The organism is Paenibacillus sp. Z6-24 (genome assembly GCF_054161335.1).
The window spans coordinates 2,428,715-2,454,569 of record NZ_CP096398.1 but is presented as its reverse complement, the minus strand read 5'-3'; the positions used below and the strand labels follow the sequence as shown (position 1 = coordinate 2,454,569).

At 49.8% G+C, this 25,855-nt stretch carries 25 protein-coding genes; 7 read left to right on the top strand and 18 right to left on the bottom strand.

Translation table 11 applies throughout. From position 1 onward, the window contains the following. Nucleotides 1–27: 27 nt before the first annotated feature. Entirely contained in the window at nt 28–900 is an 873-nt protein-coding gene (locus tag M1D61_RS10795) for an amidohydrolase family protein (protein WP_458122336.1), read from the bottom strand. Beyond that, nucleotides 897–4,085, bottom strand: a complete 3,189-nt coding sequence (locus M1D61_RS10790; RefSeq protein ID WP_458122335.1) for an N-acetyltransferase family protein — start codon at nt 4,083–4,085, stop codon at nt 897–899. The genes M1D61_RS10795 and M1D61_RS10790 overlap by 4 nt, the downstream gene beginning before the upstream one ends. Nucleotides 4,086–4,238: 153 nt before the next feature. On the opposite strand from M1D61_RS10790, the gene M1D61_RS10785 reads away from it, so the two are divergent. Then, a complete protein-coding gene (locus M1D61_RS10785; protein WP_458122334.1) occupies nt 4,239–4,460 on the top strand; it encodes a helix-turn-helix domain-containing protein in 222 nt (73 codons plus the stop codon). Here the strand turns inward: M1D61_RS10785 and cntE are convergent. The 15 genes from cntE to M1D61_RS10710 all read right to left on the bottom strand — a co-directional run bounded on the left by cntE (nt 4,444) and on the right by M1D61_RS10710 (nt 19,766). Beyond that, nucleotides 4,444–5,667: a staphylopine family metallophore export MFS transporter CntE gene (gene cntE / locus M1D61_RS10780; RefSeq protein ID WP_458122333.1), complete on the bottom strand. Its 1,224-nt coding sequence runs from the start codon at nt 5,665–5,667 to the stop codon at nt 4,444–4,446. The two genes, M1D61_RS10785 and cntE, sit on opposite strands and share 17 nt — an antisense overlap. Nucleotides 5,668–5,688: 21 nt before the next feature. Next, a complete protein-coding gene (locus M1D61_RS10775; protein ID WP_458122332.1) occupies nt 5,689–6,435 on the bottom strand; it encodes an ABC transporter ATP-binding protein in 747 nt (248 codons plus the stop codon). A gap of 34 nt (nt 6,436–6,469) precedes the next feature. Further along, a complete protein-coding gene (cntD, locus tag M1D61_RS10770) occupies nt 6,470–7,276 on the bottom strand; it encodes a staphylopine uptake ABC transporter ATP-binding protein CntD (RefSeq protein ID WP_458122331.1) in 807 nt (268 codons plus the stop codon). Beyond that, a complete protein-coding gene (gene cntC, locus M1D61_RS10765; protein ID WP_458122330.1) occupies nt 7,273–8,154 on the bottom strand; it encodes a staphylopine uptake ABC transporter permease subunit CntC in 882 nt (293 codons plus the stop codon). Before cntC ends, cntD begins: the two co-directional genes overlap by 4 nt. After that, complete coding sequence (opp1B, locus tag M1D61_RS10760) at nt 8,155–9,081, bottom strand: nickel/cobalt ABC transporter permease (RefSeq protein WP_458122477.1); 927 nt, start codon at nt 9,079–9,081, stop codon at nt 8,155–8,157. It abuts the gene before it with no gap. A 42-nt stretch (nt 9,082–9,123) separates the two neighbouring features. Next, nucleotides 9,124–10,734, bottom strand: a complete 1,611-nt coding sequence (gene cntA / locus M1D61_RS10755) for a staphylopine-dependent metal ABC transporter substrate-binding lipoprotein (protein WP_458122329.1) — start codon at nt 10,732–10,734, stop codon at nt 9,124–9,126. 13 nt (nt 10,735–10,747) lie between these two features. Next, nucleotides 10,748–12,046: an opine metallophore biosynthesis dehydrogenase gene (locus tag M1D61_RS10750; protein WP_458122328.1), complete on the bottom strand. Its 1,299-nt coding sequence runs from the start codon at nt 12,044–12,046 to the stop codon at nt 10,748–10,750. Next, entirely contained in the window at nt 12,043–12,846 is an 804-nt protein-coding gene (locus M1D61_RS10745) for an SAM-dependent methyltransferase (RefSeq protein WP_458122327.1), read from the bottom strand. The genes M1D61_RS10750 and M1D61_RS10745 overlap by 4 nt, the downstream gene beginning before the upstream one ends. A gap of 78 nt (nt 12,847–12,924) precedes the next feature. Next, the gene (locus M1D61_RS10740; RefSeq protein ID WP_458122326.1) at nt 12,925–13,764 is read right to left on the bottom strand and encodes a diaminopimelate epimerase; all 840 of its coding nucleotides are present in this window, start codon (nt 13,762–13,764) and stop codon (nt 12,925–12,927) included. 265 nt (nt 13,765–14,029) lie between these two features. Next, the gene (locus M1D61_RS10735; protein ID WP_458122325.1) at nt 14,030–14,809 is read right to left on the bottom strand and encodes a helix-turn-helix domain-containing protein; all 780 of its coding nucleotides are present in this window, start codon (nt 14,807–14,809) and stop codon (nt 14,030–14,032) included. Nucleotides 14,810–14,833: 24 nt separating this feature from the next. Continuing rightward, nucleotides 14,834–15,436: a LysE family translocator gene (locus M1D61_RS10730; RefSeq protein ID WP_458122324.1), complete on the bottom strand. Its 603-nt coding sequence runs from the start codon at nt 15,434–15,436 to the stop codon at nt 14,834–14,836. A 585-nt stretch (nt 15,437–16,021) separates the two neighbouring features. Then, nucleotides 16,022–17,002 carry an aldo/keto reductase gene (locus M1D61_RS10725; protein ID WP_458122323.1) on the bottom strand — a complete coding sequence of 327 codons (981 nt, stop codon included), beginning with the start codon at nt 17,000–17,002 and terminating at the stop codon, nt 16,022–16,024. A 27-nt stretch (nt 17,003–17,029) separates the two neighbouring features. Next, nucleotides 17,030–17,176, bottom strand: a complete 147-nt coding sequence (locus M1D61_RS10720) for a hypothetical protein (protein WP_458122322.1) — start codon at nt 17,174–17,176, stop codon at nt 17,030–17,032. A 193-nt stretch (nt 17,177–17,369) separates the two neighbouring features. Next, the gene (locus tag M1D61_RS10715; RefSeq protein ID WP_458122321.1) at nt 17,370–18,545 is read right to left on the bottom strand and encodes an MFS transporter; all 1,176 of its coding nucleotides are present in this window, start codon (nt 18,543–18,545) and stop codon (nt 17,370–17,372) included. A gap of 126 nt (nt 18,546–18,671) precedes the next feature. After that, nucleotides 18,672–19,766, bottom strand: a complete 1,095-nt coding sequence (locus M1D61_RS10710; protein WP_458122320.1) for an alpha/beta hydrolase — start codon at nt 19,764–19,766, stop codon at nt 18,672–18,674. A 193-nt stretch (nt 19,767–19,959) separates the two neighbouring features. Between M1D61_RS10710 and M1D61_RS10705 the strand changes: the two genes are divergently transcribed. From M1D61_RS10705 to M1D61_RS10695, 3 genes are all read left to right on the top strand, one after another. After that, nucleotides 19,960–20,859 (top strand): LysR family transcriptional regulator, encoded by a 900-nt coding sequence (locus M1D61_RS10705; protein ID WP_458122319.1) that lies wholly within the window; start codon nt 19,960–19,962, stop codon nt 20,857–20,859. Between the two features lie 174 nt (nt 20,860–21,033). Further along, nucleotides 21,034–21,381, top strand: a complete 348-nt coding sequence (locus M1D61_RS10700) for a carboxymuconolactone decarboxylase family protein (RefSeq protein ID WP_458122318.1) — start codon at nt 21,034–21,036, stop codon at nt 21,379–21,381. Further along, nucleotides 21,374–21,775 carry a cupin domain-containing protein gene (locus M1D61_RS10695; protein WP_458122317.1) on the top strand — a complete coding sequence of 134 codons (402 nt, stop codon included), beginning with the start codon at nt 21,374–21,376 and terminating at the stop codon, nt 21,773–21,775. Before M1D61_RS10700 ends, M1D61_RS10695 begins: the two co-directional genes overlap by 8 nt. 194 nt (nt 21,776–21,969) lie before the next feature. Here M1D61_RS10695 and M1D61_RS10690 read toward each other — a convergent pair whose 3' ends face one another. Continuing rightward, nucleotides 21,970–22,575: a pentapeptide repeat-containing protein gene (locus M1D61_RS10690; RefSeq protein WP_046214103.1), complete on the bottom strand. Its 606-nt coding sequence runs from the start codon at nt 22,573–22,575 to the stop codon at nt 21,970–21,972. A gap of 308 nt (nt 22,576–22,883) precedes the next feature. Here M1D61_RS10690 and psiE point away from each other — a divergent pair, with 308 nt between their 5' ends. From psiE to M1D61_RS10675, 3 genes are all read left to right on the top strand, one after another. After that, a complete protein-coding gene (gene psiE, locus M1D61_RS10685; protein ID WP_458122476.1) occupies nt 22,884–23,300 on the top strand; it encodes a phosphate-starvation-inducible protein PsiE in 417 nt (138 codons plus the stop codon). 72 nt (nt 23,301–23,372) lie between these two features. Then, nucleotides 23,373–25,115: a sensor histidine kinase gene (locus M1D61_RS10680; RefSeq protein ID WP_458122316.1), complete on the top strand. Its 1,743-nt coding sequence runs from the start codon at nt 23,373–23,375 to the stop codon at nt 25,113–25,115. 38 nt (nt 25,116–25,153) lie between these two features. After that, a complete protein-coding gene (locus tag M1D61_RS10675; protein WP_458122315.1) occupies nt 25,154–25,834 on the top strand; it encodes a response regulator transcription factor in 681 nt (226 codons plus the stop codon). Nucleotides 25,835–25,855 lie beyond the last annotated feature (21 nt).

The window sequence follows — 25,855 nt, the reverse complement described above, 5'->3', positions numbered from 1 at the left end:
AGTCCTTTTCGCTTTATTCATAGTTTTCTATACTGCTCTTTCTTCCGCCCACTGCCTCAATCTCGGAAACACTCTCAATGCATTGTTGTAAAACACATCTTCCCAGTGCTGCTCGGGGATCAGACTTTTCACAAACATAATATACGCATCCAGCGGTACCAGCGGCCAGTCGGTGCCGAATACGAGTCGGTCGTACTTTTCCGCAAATACGATCGCACGGCGGAAATGATCGACATACGTCTGTTCGCCCATCAGGCGCTGTACTTTGGCCTTGTCACCTACGATCCAGCCGGACAGATCGGCGTACAGGTTCGGGTTCTTTTCCAGAAGTGCCGCTGTATCCATCACCCATGGATCACCGAGATGACAGAGCATAAAGGTCAGCTCCCGGTGCTTCAGGAACGTCTCTTCCATCGACAGCGGATGCGAATATTTGAGCAGTCCGCCATCGGCATAGGTCAGTCCGCCGTGAATTACGATCGGCAGTTCATACTGATGAGCCAGACGGTAGACCGGATCATAGATGGCATCGCCGACATTGTAATGGTAGTACCCGGCATACAGCTTGATGCCTACAGTCTGAGGAGATTGCAGTGACTGCTCGAGTGCCTCCAGCTGCCCTCGCAGATGCAGGGTCTCCGGGTTAATACCAACACATGTAAACAGATTATCCGGCATCCGGTCGTTCAGATCGAGCAGCATCGGATTGGCGGCAGCCGGGTCCGGAAAGGCTCCGGCGACCGTCTCCGTCACGCCCATGCCTACACCGGCAATCACATTGGAACCGGTGAATTCAGCCAGCAGTCCCTCGGTCGTATATTCGATAGACGCCAGATTGCGCGCTGTATCATAGAAAGATTCGATTTCGGAAAAATGAACATGTGCATCTATAATTTTCATCGATTGCTCCCTTCTGCAGCTGTACGACTCTTTGTCTCAGGAGAAGTGGAGGCTGCTGCTTCGCCAAATCGGATATTGTACAGATCATTCCAGGCATCATCGGGAATCGGCATATCCGTGATGATATGGAACTGCGGTCTGCCGTATGTCTGCTGCTGATCGTACAGGTACATCTGGTCGGTCGTAAAAGCAGCTGTAAAGTGAGTATTCAGGAACAGGCCGCAATAATCGGCATCCGGATGCGTCATCCAGTTGAGCTGCATCGTCCGTTCGGAAGAGCCGTAACGGACGATGCCATGGTTCAGCTGCTCATCGTACTGTACTTTGCCGACTTTGTAGGTGATCTGTTCGCCAGCCTGATTGCGGATATGGGCACGGCCATTGCTCAGCTCCTGACCGGTTTTGTAAAAGTTAAAGCAGTTCATCGACAGCGGGAACAGCGACGTTCCGGTCTGCGGATTGACTTTGACAAAGGTGGCCAGTACGGGTACCCCGGGAAGAGTGACGTAGTACTGCTCCACCGATAACCCTTTGAACCGGATATTGTGCTGAATATTGACGGAAATACGGATACCGGACCATAGATTTCCTTGATTATCCCGGATCTCCGTAAAATCCACCTGCCGCTCCTCTGCCTGCAGGCTCGCATCGGATAATCCTTCGATCTGCATATGAATGCCGCCGATCCATGGGTTCAGCCACGAGCGAGGGCCCAGCTGTGGGTAAGAGGAATCCAGCCATTCCACACCGTGATGCTGCAGCGAGAACAAGGTAGGCGCGAAGGAGCCATTGACCCGCAATTGCAGCACACCGTTATAGACCGTATGGACATCGCCATGTTCAGTCGGCACTACCTGCAGATCCATCTCCCGTGGCTGTAGCCGGAACAGCACTCGTGCCGTTTTTATCTCATAAGCGTCCATATCCAGATGGACGTTGATCACGTCTGTTTCCGGCCCGGGCTGCAGGGACAACCGTGCCTCATACTGCTGCAGTTCCTGTTCTCCTGTTATAGTCAGCTGCTGCTGATCTATACTGTCCAGGTGCGACGAGACATGAATGATGCCATCCAGTACAGTATTCCGCTGCTCCAGAATCTTCACTTCCAGTGCCTTCGATGCAAATGGGTTCCCATTATTGACGAGTACTTCCAGCGGCTTCTGTACAGATAACTTCTCGGATGAACCCTGCTGCAGAGCGAATGTACGGAAGTCCTGCCAGTCCTCCCATGTACCGACAGCGAGCTGCAGAGGCGGTGTCTCTATCCTTTCTGCTGCTGCCAAATCTCCGAGCGGATGCTCTACCGCATACTGCCAGATATCCAGCATCAGCAGACGATTTTTGGGCCACGTAATTCCGCAGGTGGAATGCTTGTCATGCGCGAACATCCAGTTTTCCGTCAATTCGCTGATCTCCCAGTAGTCTACTGCTGCCGCATCCGGCCCATGAGCGGTATGGACATAGCGATTGCGATATGGAAGGATGGTGTTCTCCAAAGAGAAGTTGAATTGTTCTTTCATAAATAAATTTTCTGCTCGCTGTATAGCTTCTGTTCGCTCTCCGTCACTGCTTAGAGACTGTACGACATGATGACGGCTGAAGAGGCCGTTACGATGGACTTTGACGATGGTTTTCAGCCGCAGCTGATACGATTCCAGCTCGTACTGCGCTTCCATAATCATCGCGTCCTCTTCGCGGAAGGTCACATGGGATGCCGTATCTTTGTGGAATTCATTGCTGTAAGGCAGGCCGAATTTGGGGAAATATAATATTGTTTTCATTTCGCTGCCTTGATAGATTTTCAGCAGATTATTCTGTTTGTTCAGGCGGGCGCTGTATTGTCCGTTGGATACCACCCATTCCTCGGAAGTCTCACTGCCAAAAGCAGCCATCGCTCCAGGGAAAGAGAGGCTTATGTGTTGCTCCAACACCAGGGTATCGGTAGTACGATTTATATCATTATAGATGTGAATCTTGTGATGCCAGATGCCATAGTTCAGCAGACTGGCTGCGACTCTAATCGAGCGCCTTCCATGAGCAGGAACCGTAATATTGATTTCTTGCTTATGGAAGGCGAGAATATCGCTTGCCGGCCACTGCATGGAGTAGGTATATTCGGTATCATGTTCATTTTCTACAGTTAATTCCAGTTCCAGTTGTTCGCCTGTGTACATATCACGGTGAGGGGCATGAAGCTTGAGTCTTACCGGGAAACGCGGCTCGATTCCAATCTTGAATACCGCTGACAGTCCGTTGATGAGCAGCTCGGCTTCCACGACCGGATGAGTCTGGTACGGGTCTTGCTCTTCTTCGATCGGCTGTACATGGAATTTCCCTTCAATGGTCTCATATGACTGGATCTCTCTGGATTCATGCAGCTTAAAGTCAATCGCCGGGTTGCCTTTGCCTGTTACTTCAATCATTAGCGGCTTGCCGCTCTTGTTGGTGACTTCGTAGATGATCGGATAGCTGCTGCCAAATGGCAGGCGGTGGGCGACCGGAATACTCGCCTGAATCAGATAATCATCCGTCTCGATCAGACGCAGTCCACGGCCGGTACGCTCATACTCCATGCGGAGATAGGTACCATCCTTACTCCACTGATAAGTAAAGTAATCAAAACCGTTCTCCCGCCGTCCATCCGGCGCGGTCACAATCTCGCGAACGCTATCCGCATACCAGTCGAGTTGACCGAAATAATGCTGTACTGCCGGTGTCTGCATAACCGAAGGAATCAGGTTGATCAGATGCGTGGTATCATCGCGTTTTTCCCAGAAGAAGCCTGCTTTTTTGTAGGCGGGTACCGCTTTGACATTGCCCGGCCAGGTGTACAGGTCGAGTCTCGGCCAGCCCATCCGGATCGTCTGTTCGACGGCATGCAGCACGAGCCTTTTGCCGACTTTGCGGCCATGGTAATCCGGACGCACATTCAGCAGCGGAATGTATAACGCACCGGCATCTTCCTTGTAGTGGGAGAAGCTGCAGTAGCCCACCACTTCATTCCCAGCCACAGCCAGAAATACATGCAGATGGGTGCTGTTATGATGTTCATTGAGAATCATCTGCTCGGTCTGAATCGCGCTGTCTCCTCCCCAGCTCTCATGGCTGGCATTCCACATTTCGGCGATGGAAGCGGCATAGCCGGGTTCATACTCTACAATCCGGATATCGTCGGTTCTTGTCATTATGTAATTCCCTCCAATGCTATAAATTACAGTTCTATCGATCTTACAGACTGTCCTGCTGACAGGATAGACTTGTGAAACCGCAACCAAAACGAAGCAGACAAATAATCTCGCAGCTTTGGTTTCCTGTATTATATAGAAGAATGGAAATAAATGCACCTTCCGCAAAATAAGGTCTGTCTGGAGGTGACGGCTGCGGCTTATTTGCCGGAATCATACGTTTTACATGCCAAAAAGCTGCTGCTGTCGACCGACCGTACGATCCGGGAGATTGCACGGGATTACAGGTTCTCGCAGAGCAGCTGCTTTATTCACTATTTCAAAAAGGTTCTTCAGGTGATGCCAGAGCTGTTCCGGATCAGCTGGGATTCCTGATGCCGGATGATGGCAGCTGCTGCGCATACCTCGTCATGCTCTGTTTTTGCAGCAGGACGAACAGAATCAATACAATTCCCAGTACCGCACATATGCTGTACATCCCAGAGTACGACCAGTAATCTGCCAGGGGTCCCATAATGATACTGCCGAGCGACATGCCGAGATCGGCCATCGCGATGAACAGCCCCATCAGCACATTACGGCTGTGCTTCGGCAGGACAAAGCTCAGATAGGTGGTCAGCGTCGGATAGATCACCGCCTGGGCGATGCCCATCAGTACCGCTCCGGTATATAGGAAAATAAACCCTCCGTTCACGGATATACTGACCAGCTGTGACGCCGCTGTCAGCAGAATCAATGCCCCGATCATAAATGGCGTATGCCAGCGTCCGTCGGAAGGGATTTTTTTGCGAAGCAGGAACCGGGCCAGAACTACACTGGCTGCCTGCAGCATCAGATAGATACCGGCACTACCGCTCGGCAGCTGATCCGCATACAGCGGCAGAAAGGTCGTAATCGCTCCGAATACGACAGAAGCGATCAGCATTACCACACTGCAATTGCGCAGCAGCGGATTTCGTACCAGCTGTCCAAGGGAAGACCATGTTCCCGAACGCTGCAAAGTCGATGCTTTTGGCGGCAGTTCCCGGCTGCTGTCCATCCGGGCAGTATAGCCGAATACACCCGTGAAAATGGCGATCGCCACCATGGTCACTGTAAAGTAACTGCTGCTGCCGCTCTGCCAGATGCCCAGCGCCAGCACCGGGGCAATAATGCCCGGCATGTAGGAGCACAGCGAATAGAGGGATATTCCCTGGGAGCGATCCTTTTCCGGCAGTGCATCGATAATTCCAATCTGCAGCGCCATTGAGAAAAAGGCAGTCGACACCCCCTGCAGCATCCGGGCGACCAGATAACCCGCCGGTCCTGTAAATGTATACAGCACAAGCGCAAAAGCATTAATAATCAGAATCGTACGCAGCACCCGAATCGGGCCATGCTGCTGAATCATCTGCCCGGCCCATGGCCGGAAAAACATCGTTGTAAACAAATAGGCCCCCATAATGAGCCCAATCGTCGTATTGCTCGCTCCCCAGGCATGTCCTTGCAGCGGAATAATGACATTGAGGATCGCGTTGGCACTGAAATAACCCAGTACCAGAATATACAGCCGCAGAAATGGCCAGGATAATGCTCCGTTCACGGCTTTCCCCTCCTTTATGGTCTATACGATAATTGTGGCACCCAGCAGCGTACGGGCATAATCCGACTGCACTTCCCTTAGCCGATCCGTATCGATCGTCTCCACAATCTGTCCCTTTCTGAAAATGATCATCCGGTCGCACATATAGGCAGCGGCCTGGATGTCATGTGTGATAAAGATATAGCCCATCCCATAGACGGACTGCAGTTCCTGCAGCAGATGCAGTACCTGCACCTGAACCCGTACATCCAGTGAACTGATCGCCTCATCCAGTACGATATAACGGGGACGGTTCGCCACCGCTCTGGCAATGCATACCCGCTGCGCCTCTCCACCGGACAGTTCATGCGGATACCGGGTCCGGTAAGCCGGACTCAGTCCGACCTGCTCCAGCAGTTCATCCACTCGTCTGCCATGATCCGCCCGCGAACGTCCATCCCCATCCAGCGGTTCCCGGATCGCCTGCTCTACCGTAAAGAAAGGATTGATCGACGACGTATAATCCTGGAATACCGCACTGATCTGCCCGCGGCGTACCTGACGCTGTGCGATCGGCTGTCCATTTAGCAGGATCGTGCCATGATCCGGTTTCTCGATACCGAGAATGAGACGTCCCAGCGTCGACTTGCCGCTGCCGCTTTCGCCGATAATACCGAGACATTCGCCGTCATGGCAGCTGAAGCTGACGCCGTGCAGTACCTTTTGCGATCTTTTCGCGAGCAGTCCGCTTTTTTGATATGATTTCTCCACATTCTGTATGTGCAGCATATTGCTTGTCTCCTTTATTCCGTTACTCCTGGATTCACTCCTCATTTATCAGCTGCCTGAAATGATCACTCAAGGCGAGCCGGGCAGAGAGCAGCTGGCGGGTATAATCATGCCGGGGCGCTGTGAACAGCTGCCCGGTCTCTCCGCGCTCAATGATTTGTCCGCTTTTCATAATCAGCACATCATCGGCAATGTGACGGACCGCCCCCAGATCATGAGAAATAAAGATCATCGAACTTCCCAGCGTACGGCGCAGATGGATAAACTGCGCCATCACTTCCTGCTGGGACAGCGTATCGAGCGCTGTCGTCGGCTCATCGGCGATAATGATATACGGCTTCAATACCAGTGTCAGTGCAATCATCATTCGCTGCAGCATCCCGCCGGACAATTCATGCGGATACCGGTTCATCAGCTGGGCAGGCTGGTTCAGCATGACGCTCTGCATTGCCTCCTGCATCATGGCATCGATAACGCTGCGGCTCCAGCCATAATGCTCGCCCAGTGTCTCCCGGAAATGCACCCCAACGACGCAGGAAGGATCAAAAGCACTCATGCCATTTTGCATAATCATACCAATCGGTCTGCCGCGCATGTTCCGCATCTCGCGGGCGGACAGTGCATTCAGATCGGTTTCCCGGAATAGAATACGGCCTGACTGGCGCAGAGACGACGGGTTCAGCCGCATGATCGCCCGGCAGGTGAGCGATTTGCCGCTGCCGCTCTCACCTACGATAGCAAGGCACCTCCCCTGCCGCAGTTCAAACGAAACATTGTCGACGATCACCTTGCCGGTATGGGTATCCTTGATATTCAGCTGATCCACTTCCAATACATTCATAACCGAACCGGCACCTCCTTGTGCTCGGGCTGTCTGTCATGCTGCACCTTGGATTGACGCAGCCGGGGATCGAGAGCCACCTGCAGAGAATCCGCCAGAAAATGAAATGCAGAGACAACGATCACAATCGCTATTCCCGGCGGCAGCATCATCTCAGGCCGGGTGAACATCACTTCCCGCGCTTCATTCAGCATCATGCCCCATTCCGCCTGCGGCGCTTGAATACCGAGTCCGAGAAAGGAAAACCCGGATATTTGCAAGATCATCGCTCCAATAGAGCTGCTCGCCACTACCGCAATATCGGCAAAGGTTACCGGAATCACATGACGACGGATAATTTGTCCATGTCCCATACCGGTGGCCCGGGCAAACCGGATATAATCCTGCTCCGTATACTGCAGCACGGATGTCCGGATGACCCTGGCGAACCATGCCCATTTGGTCAATACAAAGGCAATCAGTATATTTTCCAGTCCCACCCCGAGTATGCCGACTATTGCGAGGGTCATGACATACCCGGGGAAAGACAGCACCACATCACATATCCGCATGATCCATGTATCGATCCTGCCCCGAAAGTAACCAGCCGCAAATCCGAGCACCGCTCCGATCAGCACAGAGAGCAGCAGCACGATCAGTACCGCCAGCACGCTCGGACGAATGGCATAGATCAGCCGGGACAGGATACACCGGCCCAGCTGATCGTTGCCAAGCAGATATTCCCATGATGGACCTGCATATCGCAGACTCATCTGTACAGCCAGCGGATCATGCGGCGCTAGTAACGGTGCGGACAATCCAGCCATAATCACGCCGATCACCACGAGGAGGGATAGACTGCCTGTTTTGTCCATGCCCCCCTTTTTCCATATCTTCATTTACAGACCATTCCTTAGCTTGGGATTGATCGCAGCATTGATCATATCCGAGATGGCATTGAATATTACAAATGAAACAGCCAGGATCAGCACATACGCCTGAATCACCGGAAAGTCGCGGCTCAGTATTGCGCGTACGCTGAGACTGCCCAGCCCCGGCCAGGCAAAGACATTCTCGACCACAACCGTGCTGCCCAGTATGATCGGAATCGCCATGCAAAATATCGATACCGCCACCTGCAGGGAATTGCGCAAAATATGCAGCGTGATGATTCTCTCCGGCAGTCCGGATGCCCGCCCGTACAGCACATAGTCCTTATTCAGATTGCTGAGCATTGAGCTGCGCACATTACGAAAATACAATCCGGCATAGCTGATTGTAATGATCAGCACCGGCAAGACGTAACTGCGGTACGATTCCATGCCGCTCGTCGGCAGCCAGTCCAGCCGAACCGAGAAATACCAGATGAGTAGCGCAGCCAATCCGTACGAAGGCACCGCCGTAAGGATAAAAGCGAGCATACGCACCGAACGATCCAGCAGCCGTCCAGCCTGCAAGGCACAGATCACTCCCAACACCACCGAGACGATGATAATGCTCATTGCCGACACCAGCGTCAGCCGCAGTGTATTTACCAAAGCCGGACCGAGCAGCGACCAGACCGATTGACCGGTTATATACGAATGGCCAAAATCCAGCTGCAGACAATCCGCCATCCAGTGTATATACCGGACAAGAAACGGCTGATCCAGACCAAGCTGCTGCTGTGTCCGGGCAATCAGCTCGTCGGTAATGACTGGCACCCCCTGTGCCTGCAGCACGACAACCGCCGGATCCAGCGGGGACAGATTGATCAACACAAATGTCAGCAGGGAAATCGCCCACAGCAGCGGAATGGCGAATACGATTCGCCTGATCATATACATTCCCACCGGAGAACCTCCTCTTGCTTATTATTCTCTTGCCTATTATTGAAAGCTCATCGACTCAAACGGCAGCTCATACTGAGTCTGCTTGAATGAAATATTCTGCAGATTGCTCGGCGCGACGACCGTAATGTTGCCGTTCGTTACCGGGATGAACACCGCTTCATCATGAACGATATTCAGAATACCCGCATAGAGCGACTTGCGCTTCGCTTCATCTAATGATGTCATCACCTGATCAATTTTGCTGTACAGCTCTTTGGCCTGTGGAATTCCCTGGGTCGTATGCAGATAGGCACTGCTGGAAGTGAAGCCGGCTATGGTACTCTGCGGGTCATAGGCCAGCCCCCAGGTCTGGTTGAATAACAGATCATATTCGCCGGTCGCCCTGCGGTTGGCGATAGAGGCGGATTCTTCTCCGCTTAGCTTCAACTGCATGCCTACCGTGGCTGTCGCACTCTGAATCAGCTCCGCCTGAATTTTCTGGGAAGAGGAATTGCTATCATAATAGAGCGTCATGGTCAGCGGAGTTCCGTTCTTGCTGCGTATGCCGCTGGCCGGGTCCATTTTCCAGCCTGCATTTTCCAATATTGTGCCCGCTTTGGCCAGATCATAGCTTCGCTGGGTAAGCGGAACATCGGCATAATTAACATTGCTGGAAAATAGCGTATTCGCAGCCGTCTCGGTACCGCCCATAATATCGCGGCTGATCGTCTCCCGATCCACCGCATGCCAGAGCGCTTCACGCACAGCCTTTTCGCTGACCGGACTGCCGGAGCGGCTGCTGTTGACGACGATCATCTTGGTATTCATCGATTCGCTGCGTACGATCCGGTAATCGCCGGAGGCTTCCAGCTGCTTCATCGCTTCGACATCCATGCTGTCGGCTCCCCGGTCATCGGTAAAGGCAAAGTTTACTTCGCCTTTTTGCAGAGCCAGGAATGTCGTCTCACCTGCAGGCAGCACTTTGGCAGTGATCTTACGAATCGCAGGGGTACCGTTCCAGTAGCTGGTATTAGCTTCGAATGTCGCGGATTGCTCCGGTTCATGGGCAGTCAGCACATAGGGACCTGTGCCATGATAGCCGCTCACTCCATTCATCGTCTCCCCATTTTTAAAATCTTTTGGCGAGATGAATACATACGGACGGGTCATGGATAATTCGGATAGTGTCGGATAATATGGTTCGGATAGTGTCAGCTGAACGGTATATTCATCGATCACCTTGCAGTCCGTGATTTTGGTCGATAATTTGATCCAGGAATGTTTTTCCTTGTTATGCTGGACAGCATCGATATTTTGCTTGACGGCTTCTGCGTTAAAAGGCTCGCCATCATGGAACTTTACATCCTCACGCAGATGGAAGGTATACACTTTGCCATCCTTGGAAATATCCCAGGAGGAAGCGAGCAGCGGCTTGATTCCTTCGCTCGTATTTTCCACGAGCGATTCGTATACCATCCCCTGCGCCGGCATGGATCCGGCGTACAGATGCGGATTCATGTCGTTGATGTCTTTGGCTGTAGCATAGATCAGTTCATTGTTATGTGCAGATGCAGTATTCGCTGCGGATTGTCCTGCCGGGGAGCAGGCAGATAGTACGGTTGCTGCCATCAGCATGAGCAGCAGCAATAATGATATTTGTTTTGACATTTGTATTCTCTCCTTAGTGGACCGGCTGAATAGCGCCGCAGATCCTGGTTAGATCTTCATGAAAATCCTGTACGGTAAATGCTCTCGATAAAGGTACTCCCGGGTGATTGCTTGCATATTCCCGGATGGTAGATTCGTATCGGTGAATAAACTCATCGATCACCGGACAGGGCGTTCCAGTATGATGGGAGATGCCCTGAATGATCTTGATACGGTAATAGTCTTCCTGCGGCATGCGCGGAATATCCAGCTGACCCTCCTGATTGGTAAATACTTTGCGAAAAGGCACCGCGGAAAAATCGAAATATCTGCCACTGCTGTCCGGCTCGGAAAAAGGATCGATCAGCAGCGAAGCATAGCGGACATACAGCAGGTATTCCTGATGAATGGGAGGGAGATGATTGAAGTTCTCGATATCCTCTCGTCCCAGACTGGCCGGCAATACCGGATAGTTATCATCGGTCATAAATTTCAATAGATTGATGCCGGGAATATTCAGCTGCTTCAGAATCGCCGTAATCTCTTTCCACTGGGCGAGCATACTTCGAATCAGCTGCTGGGTAATCGGACCTTCGGGATACAGCTTGTAGACATATCTCGGAATGGACTCTTCACCAAACACCGCTTCCAGAGCTACTTCGTTCATGAACAGCGGTGGATGCACGTACAGAGAGATGTTTCTGGTCTCCGCTTCCAGTGGTGAATCCATCAGCTGAAGCTGTACGCCCAATCGGGTATACATGTCCTGCAGACTGTCGAGACGAGCGGATGACTTCTGCACCGAGCCTGCACAAAGTTTCTTTTTGACTGCAGTAGTTAATACAGTATGGGAAGGTTCCTGATGTGCCCATCGTGTATCCCCATGATAGGTGGAGAAGCTGATCACCTCGGCCCGGGGATTGAACTCTTTTATGTAATGGTGAACCAGATTCCCTGAGCCGAATGTTGGCGAGATGAGCAGAATGCACTGGACATTACGCAGCACTTCCTGATCGAGCTGCTTTAGTACAGTCGTATAGGCATCGGTAGTTACCGCGAGTAGGAGTGTATTCCACTGTCCGGTAATGTGTTCATAGCCGCTGAATACCTCATCGACCCGGCACTCGCCTGCCATACTGTGATGCTGCTCGTTCTGAATTCCAACACGGATCTGCCGGTCGCTCTGCTTCAGGGAAGCAAAGAACTTTTGCGAACGCGATGATCTCCTGCCCGCTATCCCGATCCTGCTGTTCCACTGCCGTTTCAGCATGACAGCCAGCTGAACCGACACCGGACCAGTGCCCAGAATTAGCACATTGCCCCACTCTTTCATCGGATGCTCTCCTTTCGGTATAGTGCAATATCGAATACCTGATCCGGCCGCAGGATCTTGCTCGCCTGCTGCCATTTCCGGGAGTCGGTCTCCTGAGATGGAAAGTTGAACAGTGACTTCAGTCCATCCCCGTACCTCATTGCGACAATGACCTCTTTACCTGTTAAAGGATATAATCGGTCTAGAATATCGTATTTCTGCGCGACGGTAGAACTGAAAATGATATGAGTCGCCGTCCCTGTAAATTCCAGCTCTTCTACCGGATTAGACAGCAGTCGGATATTCAGTCCCTGACCCAGCTGGTCCACAATCGCTCTACCCAGCTGTACCGATTCTTCATCAATATCGATGCCGACTACTTCGGCTCCCGTACGTCTGGCAATCAGCAGCGGAGTCATTGGAAATGAACCTGATCCGATCATCAGCACCCTGGATGCGGAAGTGACCTGGAATCGGCCAAACTCTTGCTCGATACAGGACTCGATATTCCGAAAATAATCGGTAATCCCGCTGCTGCCATCCAGCAGCTTCAGCGCACGATACTTCTCCATAACTGCCACACACCGGGCAGATATTTGCCGCAGATCGTCGGCGATCAGAGACAGTTCTTCATTTCTCTCTTCTTGTAATTGTTCCCATATCACATGGTTAGACGGATTGATAACAAAGCGGGAATACTCATCAATCAACTGCTGCAATTCCAGATGATGCGTCATCGTCTGGTCATACTGCGCGGCCGCTCTGTGAAAATGCTTTCGGTAATCATTTAATTCATCCTGAAAAGTTAGCAGTTTCTCCATTCGGATCACTCCAATCACACTGTTATGTGGTGTTAATCTGTCTAATCATTTATTTTCTGCCTGTCACTTTTCTCTGCGTTAGGCATGGACAAAAGCTCTGCCTTCAGCAACAATGCCGACAGCTCCTTCGATCTCTACTTTACCGAGACCACGCTGTCCATACTCGGCGGCAACATGGATCACCCCACCCGGCTGACGTATATCCGCAGTGATGCTCCTTCGGTTCGTCCATGCCAGATACGCTCCCATTGAGGCGGTCCCCGAGCCGCAGCCTCTCTCCCAGACCAGACTGTCCATCAACGGTACATAAATGAGCGGCGCTATCTCGCCGGATTCCGCATCATAGAGCAGAATTCCGACGAGGCTGACCGGTTCGTCGGCACCGATCTTGATGGCGATCCTCTCGGCTTCTTCTCGAATCGTACGGCTGAACTGCTTCACTTCCATCACCAGATGAATAGCATCTTGGTAGCGCAGCTCTATGGCATTCCAGTCCTGCTTATTATCACGCAGTGTACGGCGGCGAATCTGCTCGGGTACCGGCATAGCAATTCTGCAATGATAGCCCCCCTCTACCAGCCGTACCTGGCAGTCGATCAGCTCATCCGTCCCGGACGTCTCCAGCCTGATCCTTACCGCATCATCGCCCAGGCTCATCCCACTTTCTGCTGCCAGCAGCGCTGCAAGTGCCATACAGGCATTACCGCAAAATTCACCCCCGGCCATCCGCAGGTGAGCCGCAGCCTCCGGATACAAGACCGGTTCATCGATAAAGCCCACCTGCTCGGCATACACACTGTCATACGACATCAGCCGGGCAGCGATAGGCAGATGCTCTTCCACCGGATGCTTCGTACGCACGAGAACCGTCATATTCTGCGTAGGACTGCATTTCACGAAATCCACTTCCTGCTTCATGTCTCATCTCCTCTGGCCCGATGATTGAAGAAACACAATGACCATTATTTTTAATAATAGTAATGATTACGATTATCAGCGATAAGCATATAATACGACTGTAAATACTGTCAACATTTGTTTTTTATCCAAGTAAAAAAGACTGCCTCATTCAGCAATCTTTTACATAAATCTATTCAATTAAAAGCCTCTAATTCTTCACTGTTCCCTATAATCAAAGCTTTCCGGAGCGCATGTCCTCAAGAGCACCGCAACTTTGACAAAACTACCCCAGATGCAAAAGATACTCATGCGCAGTTGTCCCATACACACTCTTGAAATGCTTGTTCAAATGCGTTAAATCCACAAATCCGCACTCCGCGACAGCCGAGTAGATATCCCGATTCTTCTCGATCAGCCGCTTGGCCCGCTCAATCTTGCAGTTCAGAAAGTACTGGTACGGCGAGATCCCCGTATGCATTTTGAAAAAACGGATAAACTGGAATTTGGACAATCCCAGCTCTCCGCAGATCTCCTCCAGCCGCAGTACCGTCTCCAGATTATCGTGGATCATATGCTTGGCTGCCCGAAGCATACCATTGTCCGCCTTATAGCGGCGAGCAGCAAGATTCGTCTCCGCCAATCCATCTGTCAGCGATACGAGCAGTTCACTGCACAGGGCTTCATCTTTTTCATTTAATATGGCGTGCCCGAGCGTCACGATCCGCTGCTTGAGTCGGTGATCGTATACAATTGGTGTATCGAACTGCAGGATTTCCTTTTTCTCCATTACTTCCAGCAGTAGAGGCGGATCGATATACAGCATCACATAATCCAGTCCGTTCCGATCATGCGCCATGCCATCATGAGCCTGCTCGGGATTAAACAGCATGACTCCGTTTTGGTGAGACAGTTGGAGGCTTCCATCCATTGTAAAATGCTGGATTCCCCGCAGAGTGACACCCATCGCATATTCCTGATGGGAATGTCTTTTGTAAGTGAAATCGGTAATGCTCGCCGATAACGCCGTGATGCCAGCCGATTGTCTGTAAATAAATTTCTCCACGCTACTCACCTCTCCCGCAGTGAATTATACCCATAACATAACGGCAGCATAGACCAGGAAAAGAGTCATAACCAGATTGGCTGCCCGCTGATACCGCTGCAAAAACGGTTTAAAAATTGTACCAAACATCACCCATGTTGCATAGGCAAGAAAACCGATACAGGTGATACCCAATACACCGGCTATTAGTCCTGTGATAGCCGGATGGTAAGGCATGATAAAGGTCGGAATGACGGTCATCGTAAACAGGATCGCCTTTGGATTGACGAACTGGGTTACAAAGCCGGAGTGAAATGTTCCCATACCGCCTGGTGTACCGGGTTCAGATGATTTGGACTTGCGCGAGATCTGGTAAGCCAGATACAGCATATACAGACTGCCGACAATCTGCATCCCGACCAGGATTTTCGGTAAAATGACAGCCAGCGTACTGCTCAGCAGCGCCGATGCGGTCAGCAGCAATCCGAATGCCAGTGTGGCACCGTATGTGTAACGAAGCGCCCGCGCGGTTCCTTCCTTTTGCGCAATGGAGAGAATGATAATATTGCTCGGTCCGGGCGTGAAAGTGACGATAAAACAGTAGAATAAAAAGGACAGGATACTGATAAGAAAAACCCCTTTCTTCATGTTAACGGTGTTTTTACATCAATATACCTGTCCTGGCGGAAAGGCTATAGTATATTATTGCAGATGTATGGATGGAATTGGGGAGCAAAAGTATGGTGAATGCATTTTTTTTTGGCAACCTTCTTGGATAGGGATAATATTGAGGTGGTTTATAAAATTTTTTGTTGTTTATTTGTGAGGGATAGTTTAGTTTTTTTTTTTATTATTGGTGCTGATTAGTTCGGGTTTTGCTGGTAGTGTCTAGGTACATTTTGTTTTTTTATTGTGAATTTTTCATATATTAAAATAATATAATAAGTAAGAAAATGAGCACTATTTATCAATTTATTTATTCAAAAATCTTCTCTTCCTTCGTTGCTTTTAGTCATAAAATTCATCTATTTTCTCGATATTTGACGTGAAAAAGGAGCAAACACACTGTTTGCTCCTGAAAATTCCATTCTATCTTATAAAATCTATCAAATTCTCTTAAATTCGTTCATTTGTATAATATTTAATCGTGTATTTTGACATTTGCCGGTTTTTTTACCATTTCTGGATCATGGTGCGAAAAGAAGCTGGTCCCCGCATTTTTTATTCAGATTTCTAGTTGGCGCCTACGACTGGATGCGGTACATAAGGCTCCTCAAGGAAAGCCACATCCTCCGCTGTCAGCCTCACATCCAGTGCCCGGACAGCATCTTCCAGATGGGCGATTTTGGTCGCTCCGATGATCGGTGCGCTTACCGGGCTTTTTTGCAGAATCCATGCCGTGGCAATCTGGGCACGGGAGACGCCGTAACGATTGGCCAGTTCGGCGACTCGTTCGATGATTACACGGTCTGTGTCCATGGTGGAATCGTACTTGGATTTCTGAATCTGATCGGTCTCCGAGCGCAGGGTAGACTGATCCAGATCGCGTGTCAGTCGGCCGGAAGCCAGCGGGCTGTATGGAATCACACCGATTCCTTCCTCGCGGCACAGCGGCAGCATCTCCCGTTCTTCTTCACGGTACAACAGATTCATATGGTTTTGCATCGATACGAAACGGGTCCAGTTGTTCTTTTCTGCTGTATAGAGTGCTTTTTGGAACTGCCAGGCATACATTGCCGACGCGCCGATATAGCGAACCTTGCCCATTTTAACCAGATCGTGCAGTGCTTCCATCGTCTCTTCAATCGGTGTGTTATAATCCCAGCGATGAATCTGATACAAATCGACATAGTCGGTACCGAGACGCTGGAGACTTTTATCCATCTCGCTCATAATCGCTTTGCGGGACAACCCTGTACCATTCGGGCCTTCATGCATGCGGTTGAATACTTTGGTGGCAATAACGATCTCATCACGGTTGGCATAATTTTTAAGAGCGCGTCCGAGATATTCCTCGCTGCTGCCCATCGAATAAATATTGGCTGTATCAAAAAAGTTGATTCCCAGCTCCAGTGCCTTGCGGATCACTGGACGACTGTTTTCCTCATTTAGCACCCATTCGTGAACCCAGCGGCTCGCATCGCCAAACCCCATACATCCGAGACAGATTCGTGATACATCCAGACCTGTATTTCCAAGCTTGGTATATTCCATGCTGCTGCACACTCCCTTGATTGATTGTTATGGTGCGGTACGGCTGTATTTGGCATACAGCTCATTCAGGGAATCTCTGTAGATATCCCTGTAGACGGCTTCTTGCTCCAGAGCGATCATATCCACCAATCTGCGGATCATCGCCATGTCCAGCCATTCGATGAATCTATCCATCCGCATCTCCCTCCTCTTTCTCTGTTATTATGCAATACCTGGAAGTTATCCCGTTATCTCAATTGTCTTAAATGATTTCCTGATTCTCTCATAAGGATTAACATAGCAGTCCATATTCGCCTATAATAAGAGAAGTACAAGATCATTCCTGATTGATCAAAGGAGGTCCCCATTTATGGATTCGTTAACCGGATCAATCGTTTGCCGATGTATGCATTGGTCGGCTATGAAGACGGAGTCTTAACAAAATGAATACCAGACTGAATCCCACCGAGAGGATGCCTATCCATATCACATAGGGTGTACCCCATATCGAGAGGAACAGTCCACCTGCCGCTGTTCCTACCGTGGTACCCAGGTTCACGGAAGCCAGAAATAGACCGTTGGCGAAGTCAGGTGCTTTCCGCGCTGCCGAAGTAATCCAGTATTGATTGATATTGCCTGCGATACCGGCCAGTATTCCCCAGAACAACGTAATAACTGCCATCGGTACAGTAAATTGTCCCAACAACAATAACAGGACATAAACGAACCCCAATACAAAAGGAAATACGATGACCGATTGATTGGCATGATTCGTAAGCAGCTTGCCTGCTACGATATTGCCTATAATATTGGCTCCCCCAAATACTACCAGCATGATGCTGATCCAACTGCCGGACATGTGAGTAACGTTCCCGAGATACTCTGCAAGATAGCTGTATACCCCAAACACTGCCGAATTCAGCAAAATGACTGCACCGATCGAAAGCCATATGACCGGCTTTTTCAATACGGACAGCTGGTCTCCATACGAAAGTTTTTCTTTTACAGGCATCGAAGGGAAAAAGGCCAGTATAGCGACAAATACGATCGCATTGACGACTGCAAAAAAAGACATCGAGATCTGATACGAAATGGCACTGGCAAGGAAACTCGCGATCGGTACGCCGAGTACCATCCCTGCCGACACACCGATAAAGACTTTGGAGACTGCCTTTGGCGCTTCTTCCTTACGAACAGAATCCGCAGCCATCGTAAAGGCCGCCGAAAAATAAATAGGATGAAAAATAGCCGGAATCACACGCGCGACAAGCGCAGTCGTGAAATCGGATGTAAATATGGAGACGATGTTGCTCATCACGAAGATACCGAGTACAAGCAGCATGGCCTTTTTGCGATTGATTCCCGAAAATAAAAGCGGCATTGTCGGGCCCGAGATAGCCACGGTAAGCGCGAACAGACTGACCAGCCACCCTGCTCTGGATACACTGATATGGAAATGTTCGGCAATATAGGGCAGTATCCCGATAACGCCCATTTCCGTATTGATAATGCCAAAGGCGCCTATCATCAGAATCAGGATCAACAGATGATTTTGTTTATACATAGAATATGGTTCCTTCTTCCTTGAAAATACAGAAGTGTGAATCCTCATAAGACTGGCAGGATTCACACTTCCATTGGATTGCATATGATTTGGAGGTCAATCCCTTGTCAGGCCTGAATCTCTCCCTTACTTCTTCTTCAAATTCTCGTCAAAGAATGACTCCAGCTTGCTGAACGGGATATACTCTTTTTTGTCATACAGATCGACATGTCCTGCACCCGGAACAATATAGAGTTCTTTCGGCTCGGCAGCCAGTTGGTAGGCATCTTCACTGTAATATCTGGAATGCGCATTCTCCCCTGCAATCAGCAGGAGCGGACGAGGAGAAATCTTACCGATCTGTTCCATCGGGAAGAAGTTCATCAGTGCCCCCGTGCTGGTCATGCTGTAAGGCATGGAGCGGGGATGATGTCCTCTTGGCGTACCGTAATATTCAGCGAATTCTGCGGCCGCTGCCTGCTGCGAAGGTTTCATTTCAACAGCAGATCCTGTGCCATATTTGGTTTTTCCACTGCCAAATTCGGTCCAGCGCTGCTCGGCAGCTTCCTGAAGTGCTTTGGAGCGTTCTTCTTCGGTCATTCTTTCCTCTGGAATCGCAGCCAATCCCATGCCTTCACGATAAGCACGTCCCATATCGTACATGCTCACTGTCGCAATCGCCTGAAGCCGCGGGTCCAGCTGTGCAGCACTGAGGGCAAATCCGCCGCTGGCACATACACCGATCACGCCGATACGATTACGATCCACAAAGGGGCGTGTTCCCAAAAAGTCCACTGCAGCGCTAAAGTCTTCCACCATAACGTCCGGCACTGCGATATTACGCGGCTGTCCACCACTCTCGCCTGTATAAGACGGATCAAAAGCCAGCGTCACAAAGCCGCGCGCTGCCATCTCCTGGGCATACAGACCGGCGGTCTGTTCTTTTACACCGCTGAACGGAGGGCCAACGATAAGGGCGGCAGATTTCTGTGTCTTATTCATATTTTTGGGAAAATACATATCGGCAACTATTTTGACGCCCAGCCTGTTGGTATAGGAAACTTTTTGGATCGTTACCTGCTTGTTGGCAGGAAATGTCTTGTCCCAGACCTGTTGACGTGGTGCTGGTGCCGAGGCTGCAACCTTTTCCTCTGCTGCTCCCGATGCACCGATGGTTGTAACCAACAGTAACCCCAAGCCCGCCAATTTAAGCAAAGGGCTGCTCATCCATTTTTTTCTCATTTGTAAATATCATCCTCTCCGGTTTGAATGGTTTATGTTTACCTTTGATGTCTTAAGAGATCGTATGCTCTCCTCTGCTGCCTATTCTAAAACACTTTTTGATTATGTCCTATTGCTTATATCTGATATCTAGATATGCTTTACAGGCATGTCTTACACAGGTATACTCATTCCCTATAAGGGAGGCAGGGGTATGGAACTGAGAGTATTACGTTATTTTCTGGCGGTGGCCAGAGAAGGAAGTATTACGGCAGCGGCTGATTTCTTGCATATTACACAGCCTACACTGTCCAGACAGCTGAAAGATCTGGAACAGGAACTCGGCAAAAAGTTATTTGTTCGCAGCAGCCACAGTATTATGCTGACAGACGAAGGCATGCTTTTGCGTAAACGTGCGGAAGAACTGGTCGATATGGTCACCAAATTGGAAGCCGAGTTCAGCTCGATGGAAGAAACGGTGGGCGGAGATGTATATATCGGCGGCGGGGAGACTGACGCTATGAGACAGATCGCCCGGGTCGTCAAAGAGCTGCAGTCCAGCCACCCTCATATCCGGTATCATCTATACAGCGGCAACGAAGACGATGTGGCGGAAAGGCTCGATAAAGGGCTGCTTGATTTCGGGATTCTTATTCAACCTGCCGATTTATCCAAATACAATCATGTTCATATTCCTGTCCATGATGTATGGGGAGTAATCATGCGCAGAGACAGTCCGCTCGCCCGTCAAGACACTATTCGGCCTGCCGATTTATTGAATGTTCCCGTAATTTGCTCGCGTCAGGTGATGAAACAGACCTTTTCCCATAATGAATTTGCGGACTGGTTTGGCGAGGATTTTGATAAGTTGAATGTCGTTACTACCTACAACCTGGCTTACAATGCTTCGATTATGGTCGATGAGGGCATCGGTTATGCTATCGTTCTTGATAAAATAGTCAATACTTCCGCGGACAGCAATCTCTGTTTTAGACCGCTGGAGCCAAGGCTGGAATCCGGACTGAATATGGTCTGGAAAAAGCATCAGGTATTCTCTGCAGCCGCAGATCTGTTTCTTCAAAAAATTCAGACACAGTTCACCAAGTCTGACTGAACAGAGGAGTAGATCGGTTATCCAGGACAAATAAATCAACAACTTCCTCCATTCTGTTCATTAATAGACAGATTCCGGCAATCTAGCAATTGCACAAGTATGTAACCGCTATATAATAGTTACCATATGCGCCGCATAAGCAGCATAACAGGAATCCAGAATGGAGGAATACCTATGGCAGAGAAACAAACCGCAGGCAGAGACCTGTTAGGCGAATTCGCACCCCAATTTGCCGAACTGAATGATGATGTTCTGTTCGGACAGGTCTGGTCCCGGGAAAAGGAATTATCTCCACGCGACCGCAGCATGATCACCGTCTCCGCCCTCATTGCCGGAGGCAATTTTGAACAGCTGACCCCTCATCTGCACAAAGCCAAAGCAAACGGCGTCACCCGCGAGGAAATTGCAGAGATCATCACCCATCTCTCCTTTTACGCCGGCTGGCCCAAAGCATGGTCTGCATTTAACATCGCCAAAGACATTTACCAAGACGAACAGAAAGCAGGGATAAACTATGAATAACGAACATCTGAGCAGCAGCACCATCTTTCCGCTCGGTGAAAAGGTAGAATCCTATTTTGTGGGAGACGCTTATCTGCAAATGGTATTTACCGACCCGGCTCCACTGAATGCAGGCATCGGCAATGTCACTTTTGCACCCGGCGCACGCAATAACTGGCACAGCCATACTGTCGGCCAGGTGCTGCTCGTTACCGGCGGCGAAGGCTGGTACCAGGAAGAAGGCAAAGACGCCCAATTGATCAAAACCGGCGACGTGATCAACATCCCGCCAAACGTAAAACACTGGCACGGCGCCACCACTGACAGCTGGTTCGTCCACCTGGCGATTACCCCTGGCCAGACCGAATGGCTCGAACCGGTTAATGATGAATGGTACAACCAATTATCTGTATGATAAAAGGTAGACTTGGCCATATATAGACTGAAAAAGTGCCGCTTGATGCACGTAAAAACAGCCTGATGTGTTTACGCGCATCAGGCTGCTTGTGTTAACGCTAATTTTCGATAGGATCAACACAGTCATTCATTACTATTTTAATTATTGAATTTTAGTCTGGCAGTTAATGAAGGTGAATGAAGCAAGAACGTTTAGTCCACCTTCGCCCCATATGACCGCATAAACAGTACAGCCTGCTCCCGATCCATCCGCGCCCCCTGCACATTAATCGACTTCAGATCAATGCCTTCCAGAACCGCACCACGCAGATCCGCTCCCTGCAGCTTGGTCCCGGCCAGACTCGCACCGGTCATATCACAATCACGCATATCCGCCTTGGCCAGATCCGTATTGGAAAAGTCGGTCTCATAAAAACGGATGCCTCTCAGATCCTGGCGCCCCAGCTTGATATGACTCAGATTCGTGTATGCCCAGTCTCCGCCGTTCAGGGTAATGCCGTCCATCTGTGCGCCGGCAAAGTCCGAGCCCGTCATTTTGCACATGCTGAATTTGGCAGCGAACAGATTGGCTCCATCGAACCGGCAGTTCTCAAAAGCCGATTCCGTATGTATCGACCCGTTCAACGTCACGCCGCGAAAATCGCATTCGATAAACCGGCAGTGGCTTGTATCAATCTCATCCATCGCCGTATTCATAAAGGTACAGTTCTGGAACACACAACGTACAATCTCTCCATACCGCAGATCCTGCCCGTCGAATCGTATTGATTCATATTTCTGATCACTATATTGATACATATTGTCCCTCCTGTGTCTTCTCCTGCTGCTTATACTGCATGATCATTTCCCGTTCACCGTTCACGGGTGTATTGAATGGTATCCTGAACTCAGTACATTCGCGTTTCTATAATACCATACAGGTGTCAATCCCCTGCATAAGCCCTGGTCAAAGTCAATCTTATTTTCCTACAGTGTCTGCTGCACAACGCTGATTCGCTGTACGCAATTTCGCCAAAGGACACATAAAGGACAAATCATCCATTTACAATAAAGCCAATGAATAAATAAGCTTCAACCATGACTTGCAGGAGAGATGATGAATGAAAATGAAATTTATTATGATGCAGACTCGTAAAGTACCGGAACTGCTGCAAATTGTACTGAATATCAGCCTGTTCCTGATGGCGATTGTACTGAGTGTGCTGCTGATGAAAGAAACATGGAGTATTTTCTCGTCGGTTGTTCTGTCTCCGGAAGAGATTGACAGTTATTTTGCTTTTACCGATGAACTGCTTGTTTTCTTTTTATACTTTGAATTTATCGCGCTGATCGTTAAGTATTTCAAATCCAACTTCCATTTCCCGCTGCGTTATTTTATCTATATTGGGATTACCGCAATCGTCCGGCTGATCATTATCGATCATGATGAGGCACTAAGCACATTCTGGTGGTCGATGGCTATCCTGGTGCTGATTGCTTCTTTATTCCTTGCCAATACCCGTGTAGTGCGAAAAGATCACTGATTCAGCCGATACAGTGGTATGGTTAGAAGAACATCGCTGTATTTAGAATACCAATGAAGGCAAGGAGACGTTATGAAAAATCGCAGTATTACCTTTAAACTGTTTTTGATGACTGTTCTGTTTTTTGTCTGCTTTTACGGGATGGTTATTCTCAGCCAACTGCTATTTTTTAACAGCTTCTATCAGGAACACAAAGTGAACAAAGCAGAACATGATCTGGATCAGCTCGCCGCTGTCTATGTTCAATCCGGCGACAATCCGCGTCAGATCTCCAATGAGATGCTGCGGTTCATGAACCGCAACAAAAGCCAGCTGACCATTGTGGACATGGACGGTCAAATGGTGCTGGAAGATCCGTATCATCTGGTCATCCGGAAGGATAACGGCCAACAGGTGTCGGTCTCCCTTTCGCTATATATGAACCTGTATGAAGATTCGTTCCGGGCGCTCAATATCCGCACAGGCGATAAACTGGATCTGTGGGGAGATGCGGATATCCGGAATACCAAACCACACATCGTATTTACACCGGAGCAGATCGAGAAACATAAACCCCTTACCGAATACTATACGCCGGACATTTCAGGCACAGTGACCGAGATTGTACTGCCCACACCCAAGAACTGGAATCAGCGGCAGGGATTGCTCATGGAGGCACTGTATCGTTCCTTTCCATTAACCGACAATCAGCGGGAACAGCTGCTGGATATGAAGCGGCTGCAATATGAATGGACCGAATCCTGGAGCGGGACGCATAATGTCATTATGATCCAGCCAGTGAAACGGCCCAATCAGAATATGGAACTGCTCTTCTCGATGACTTCACTGCAGGAGATTAGCGACACCAATGAAGCGCTGCGCTGGTTTTATATGTATCTCGGTATCGGCGGATTTATATTGATTGTGATTTTATCGCTCTTCTTTTCCAAAATTATTACCCGTCCGCTGATCGCGCTCAATGATATGGCCAAGCGGATGGTCAAGCTGGACTTTACCGCAGATTCTCCTCCTGTTCGGCAAAATGATGAGCTGGGCAGCCTCTCCACCAGCATGTATACGATGTCCCTCAGTCTGGACCGGGCGCTGCGTGAGCTGCAGGAGGCCAATCAGCAGCTTCAGCAGGATATGGAGCAAAAGCAAAAGATCGAGATGATGCAGCAGAGTTTCTTCACCAATGCATCGCATGAACTCAAAACTCCGCTCAGTATTGTGAAAAGTTTTGCGGAAGGACTGCAGGATGGGGTTAATATCAATAAACAGGATCATTATGTATCTGTCATTATCGAAGAAGCCGACAAAATGGAAATGCTGATCAAGGATATGCTGGATCTGGCGCGGCTGGAGTCGGGTACCATCCAGCTGCATATGACTTCCTTCATGCTCAGTGAGCTCACCGAGAAAGTGGCTGACCGGCTGATCCATCTACTGCAGGCTCGCCGGCTGGAAATTATGATTATCCCGGTCAATGAGCTGCCTGTCATCGCTGATCCGGACTGGATCGAGCAGGTGATCCGCAATTTCATCGTCAATGCGATTCGGCATGCCGATGAAGGCAGCACGATTATGATTGAAATACTCAGCGACCCGCAGTCCACCCGCTTTTCCGTAGAAAACAAGGGCGATCCGATACCGGAAGACCAGCTTTCCCAGATCTGGGAACGATTCTATCGCGGTGAAGCTTCGCGCAGCCGGCAGACCGGCGGAACCGGACTTGGATTATCCATTTCCCGGCAGATTCTGGATCTGCACGGGTTCCATTATGAAGTACGTAATCTGAAAGATGGCGTCTGCTTTTCCATTACGTTTGGGCGATAATGCTTATTTTGATTTTGTTGGAGAAAGAGGGATGAACAATGGCAAGGAAAGTGCTTCTGGTCGAAGATGAAGCGCGAATTCGCGAAGTGATTTCGGATTATTTTGAACAGGATGGCTGGGAAGTGCATCAAGCGGATAACGGGCCTGATGCCCTGCAGTGGTTTGATCATCTGCAGCCGGATCTGGTCATTCTCGATATTATGATGCCCCGGATGGATGGGTTCGAAGTATGCCGGCAGATGCGCACCCGCTCCGGGGTACCGATTATTCTGCTGACCGCCAAATCCGCCGATCAGGACAAGGTGCTTGGATTTGAACTCGGTGCCGATGACTACGTGACCAAACCGTTCAGTCCCAAAGTGCTGATCGCCCGTGCCAACTCCTTGATGAAGCGGGTGACCGAAAATTACCAGCCACAGGGGCATATAATTACATTTGGCTCTGCTGTGCTCAATACACTCGCCCATCGGTTGGAAGTAAACGGCACCCACGTGGATCTGACACCCAAGGAATACGATCTGCTGCTGCTGCTCACCCAGAATCGAAATATTGTCATTTCCCGTGACACCATTTTGAACCGGGTTTGGGGACTGGAGTTTGAGGGAGATACACGGGTGGTCGATTCCCATATCAAAAAGCTTCGCGCCAAACTGGGCTATGAATCACGCCATATCCGTACTGTGATCGGTACAGGCTACCAGTTTGAGCTTACCTCATAACCTGATTTCAACCTATCAGAT